Origin of the sequence: Agriterribacter sp. (assembly GCF_035444585.1) — a bacterium.
Lineage (GTDB): Bacteria > Bacteroidota > Bacteroidia > Chitinophagales > Chitinophagaceae > Agriterribacter.
In genome coordinates this window covers 1-4,317 of record NZ_DAOMOZ010000302.1, presented here as the reverse complement: position 1 = coordinate 4,317, position 4,317 = coordinate 1, and the positions used below count along the sequence as shown (strand labels likewise).

The 4,317-nt window shown below is 46.1% G+C and carries 5 protein-coding genes; 3 read left to right on the top strand and 2 right to left on the bottom strand.

The window, feature by feature from the left end:
* Nucleotides 1-5: 5 nt before the first annotated feature.
* From PLH26_RS20510 to PLH26_RS20500, 3 genes are read left to right on the top strand one after another with little or no spacing between them, the layout of a single operon-like run.
* Nucleotides 6-1,745, top strand: a complete 1,740-nt coding sequence (locus tag PLH26_RS20510; RefSeq protein WP_502876428.1) for a GMC oxidoreductase — start codon at nt 6-8, stop codon at nt 1,743-1,745.
* Nucleotides 1,746-1,787: 42 nt separating this feature from the next.
* The gene (locus PLH26_RS20505) at nt 1,788-2,462 is read left to right on the top strand and encodes a gluconate 2-dehydrogenase subunit 3 family protein (protein WP_324587886.1); all 675 of its coding nucleotides are present in this window, start codon (nt 1,788-1,790) and stop codon (nt 2,460-2,462) included.
* A 29-nt stretch (nt 2,463-2,491) separates the two neighbouring features.
* The gene (locus PLH26_RS20500; protein ID WP_324587885.1) at nt 2,492-3,040 is read left to right on the top strand and encodes a hypothetical protein; all 549 of its coding nucleotides are present in this window, start codon (nt 2,492-2,494) and stop codon (nt 3,038-3,040) included.
* A gap of 126 nt (nt 3,041-3,166) precedes the next feature.
* Here the strand turns inward: PLH26_RS20500 and PLH26_RS20495 are convergent, their stop codons facing one another.
* Nucleotides 3,167-4,006: a carboxylesterase family protein gene (locus PLH26_RS20495; RefSeq protein ID WP_324587884.1), complete on the bottom strand. Its 840-nt coding sequence runs from the start codon at nt 4,004-4,006 to the stop codon at nt 3,167-3,169.
* Nucleotides 4,007-4,087: 81 nt separating this feature from the next.
* Nucleotides 4,088-4,317: transporter associated domain-containing protein (locus tag PLH26_RS20490; RefSeq protein ID WP_324587883.1), on the bottom strand; the 230-nt coding region annotated here is incomplete at its 5' end.

Sequence of the window (4,317 nt, the reverse complement as noted above, 5' to 3'; positions counted from 1 at the left end):
ATTGTATGGGAGATTTTCAGATTAGGACCAACCCCAAAAGTTATGATGTGGTTATTGTAGGTTCCGGAGCAGGCGGGGGAATGGCTGCTTATGTGCTGGCCAATGCGGGCGTTAAAGTTTGCCTGCTCGAAGCCGGCGCTCTTTTTGACCCCAAGAAAAATATTACGCAGTTCAAATGGCCCTACGAATCGCCACGGCGCGGGTCCAGCACAAAATACCGGCCTTTCGGTGACTTTGATGCCTGCTACGGCGGATGGGAAATTGACGGAGAACCGTATACCAAAGCTTCCGGAACGGAATGGGACTGGTTCAGGGCGCGTATGATGGGCGGAAGGACCAACCATTGGGGACGCATCTCCCTGCGTTTCGGCCCTAAAGACTTTAAAAGAAGAAGCATTGACGGGCTGGGCGAAAACTGGCCTATAAGTTATGAAGATATTAAGCCTTTTTACGACAGCGTAGACAAGCTGATCGGGGTATTTGGCACCAACGAAGGACTGGAGAATGATCCTGACGGGTTTTTCCTGCCGCCGCCCAAACCCAGGCTGCATGAACTTTTTATAAAAGATGCAGCCATCAGGTCGGGGGTGCCGGTAATACCGGGAAGGCTTTCCATGCTTACCAAAACCATTAACAACGAGAGGGGCATTTGCGTGTATTGCGGGCAATGCGGAAGATCATGCCAGTATTACGCGGATTTCTCTTCCGGCTCTGTGCTGGTAAACCCGGCGGTTGCCACGGGCAATGTGGATGTAATTGCCAATGCCATGGCAAGAGAAGTTATAACGGATGACAAAGGATTGGCAACCGGCATATCCTATGTAAACAAGGAGGATATGAACGAATACCAGGTCAACGGCAAAGTAGTTATACTGGCTGCCAGCGCCTGCGAAACGGCAAGGCTGATGCTCAATTCCAAATCTGCACGCCATCCCAACGGATTGGCCAACTCCAGCGATGTGGTGGGCAGGTATCTGCATGATTCTACCGGTGCAGCGCTGGGGGGCTATCTTCCAAAGCTCTTCGGCAGAAAACGGTACAACGAAGATGGTGTGGGTGGTATGCACGTATATTCACCCTGGTGGGGCGATAACAAAAAACTGGATTTCCCCCGTGGTTATCATATTGAGTACTGGGGTGGTATGGGAATGCCTTCCTATGGTTTTGGTTTTGGGATTGAAAGCCAGAACGGCACTTATGAAGTGAACGGAAAAAAGAAAGAAGCAGGTGGTTATGGTGCTTCATTAAAAGAGGATCAGCGGTTTTTTTATGGGGCCGGGGTAGGCATGGCCGGCCGGGGGGAAGCGGTGGCAAGGCATGATAACTATTGCGAAATAGATCCAACTGTGGTGGATAAGTATGGTATCCCCGTATTGCGGTTCAATGTAAAATGGAGCGATTATGAAGTGAAGCAGGCTAAGCACATGAAGGAAACTTTTAAAGAGATCATGCACAATATGGGCGCCGTAATTACCTGGGGCGGAAATGACGGTCCTGAAAACAAATACGGGCTGGAATCGCCGGGTAAGATCATTCATGAAGGCGGCACGGCAAGAATGGGCAGCGATCCTAAAACCTCGGCGCTCAATAAATGGAACCAGGCACATGATTGTAAGAACCTGTTTGTCGTAGATGGCGCAGCCTTTACATCGCAGGCCGATAAAAATATAACGTGGACCATCCTCGCATTGTCTATGCGCGCCTCGGAATACATTATTGATGAACTGAAAAAGCAGAACCTCTGATCTCATCCTATTTTTAAATTATTACTGATAAACATTGCAGATATGGACAGAAGAAAATCACTAAAGATCATTGGACTGGGCTCCCTGTCGTCCACGGTTTTATTTGATGCCTGTAAGCTGCCGGATAAGAAAAAGGCAGACACTGCAGTAACTGCCGGTTCGGGCAGCACGCCTGCTGCGGGACCCGACAGGCAGCCCGAAGAAATAGAACATTATAACAATGTGGTCTCCGGTAAATTTTTCACCGAACATGAAATGGCCACCATTGCCATACTGGCTGATATCATCATTCCGAAGGATGAGGTGAGCGGCAGTGCAACCGATGCAGGTGTGCCCGATTTCATTGAATTTATTGTAAAAGATATGCCCGGGCATCAGGTGCCTGTGCGTGGCGGCTTACGCTGGACAGACAGGGAATGCTACAAGCGCTTCCAAAAAACATTTAAAGATTGCGATGAAGCCCAGCGTATGCAGGTGGTAGACGATATTGCCTGGCCGGGAAAAGCGAAACCCGAAATGTCGCAGGGCGTTTCTTTTTTTACACTTATGCGTAACCTTACCTGTACCGGTTTTTATACTTCCAAAATAGGTATTGAAGACATCGGGTATAAGGGCAACCAGCCCAACCAGTGGAATGGCGTGCCCGATGATGTATTAAAGCAATACGGACTGGCTTATACCGAAAAAGAATTGAAGGAATGCGTAAGCTACAGTTAATAAGAACATGTATTTAAATAAACTTACTTATGAATACACATTTACTTGCCGTTGGGGTGATGTGCAGCTTGCTAACGGCATGCAGTCCACGATACAATCCTGCCAATACGCCTTTTGCTATTTATCACCCTATAGCCGAAGACAATGTTCGTAAACTGGAAAAGGGTATGACCACGCCGGGCGAAACGGTTAAGCTCTTTGGAGAACCCACTAAAAAAAATATCAGTGACAGGGGCGAAAGGTATGTATATGGCTATCTGGGAGATACTTTGAGCGTAACTTTCGACAGCAGCCATACGGTAAGCAGTTTTTTATACCGCCCGGCGATATTTGAACCTGTTGAAGGCAATACGGATCATCAGAATAAGAAAATAAATACCGCAAGGCTAAAAAAAATACAGATATACAACACTACCCGCTTCGACCTGGAGCGATGGTTCAGAAAAGCCAATAAAAAAGAACGCAATAATGATCGGTTCCGTTATACGTTCATCAGAAGAAACGGCACACTCGTAGTGTATACATTGGCCAATTATGAAGAAAGAGTATTGAGCTATACTTTTACGCCGGCGGAGTAGGAAGCATTTCAAATTTCAAATCTGAAATTTCAAATTTCAGATTTGAAAGAGAATGCGAAGGCTTGTGAAATGATAATTGGCCTGATGCATTCACTATTCACCATTCACCCATCTCACCTCTCGCTGCTACTTATGGTACTGCAGCATCCATTCATAAATATTCATACCATTTTCCCTGTAAGAAGGGTTGGTGGCTTTTGTCCATGCATCGTGGCCGCCGGTTGGCCATAACGTGATCCTGGCTTTGGGATTTGGATTGTAGCTGTTGATGAGTTGTACGAAATCTTTTGTTTTTTGTACCGGGGCCGCGGGGTCATCTTCATTGTGAAATGTCCAGACGGGTATATTTCTTGATGCTATCGCTTTGGTTTTTGATGCGGTTGCAGTATTAGAAGCACAGATAGGCACAACTGCTGCTACCACCTGACCATACTTGGCAGCAAAATTCCAGGTGGTATTGCCGCCTAAACTCAGTCCTGTAACGTATATTCTTGTAGTGTCTACCCGTAATTTGGCAATAGCATATTTTATCATAGCATACACATCTTCCGGCGTTGTCCAGTTTTTAACCTGCGGGGAAAGTACGATAAAAGAGAAGTTTTTGCCGCCTGCCGTAAAGCTGGGAGGGAATTTCTTTTTATTGATAAGGTTGGGAACGGCATTCTTTAGCACTTTGGGGAGATCTGTTGTGCCGTTACCCATCTCCCCGGCTCCATGAAGGAAAATGAGCAAAGGATAATGTTTGGTTGTTGAGTCGTAACGGGCAGGTAAGGCCCTGTAAAATCCTGCACAATTGGCTGTAATATCGTAATGAACCGCTGTCTGAACAGGCGGAAGGGTTTCGATGATTTCAAGGTCGGGTCTGGTATTGCCGTCCGGATATAAACCGGTGTTGTCTTTTTTACAGGAAATAAAAATGTTATGAAGTAAAAGCGCACATAACAATTTTACAATTGCAGGTTTCATGGGATCAGATTTCATAAATAACGGATTATCGCCGCTGTTTATTCAAATCTGATGCCGGCTGCAGTTGATAAATGTGAAAATTTATTCTTCCATTTCTTTTTTGATCGTTTCAGAGATGGTTACCAGTACTTTGTCTATCCGGTGCCCGTCCATATCGGCTACTTCAAAAGTAAAGCCCCGCCAGTCGAGCCTGTCGCCGGTAAACGGAATGCGCTCCAGTTGATGTAAGATAAATCCCGCAAGCGTATCAAAATCATGCTCGCCTTCATTCATCCATTCTGTTTTTTCAAAGGTTCTTAAAAAATCGTAAA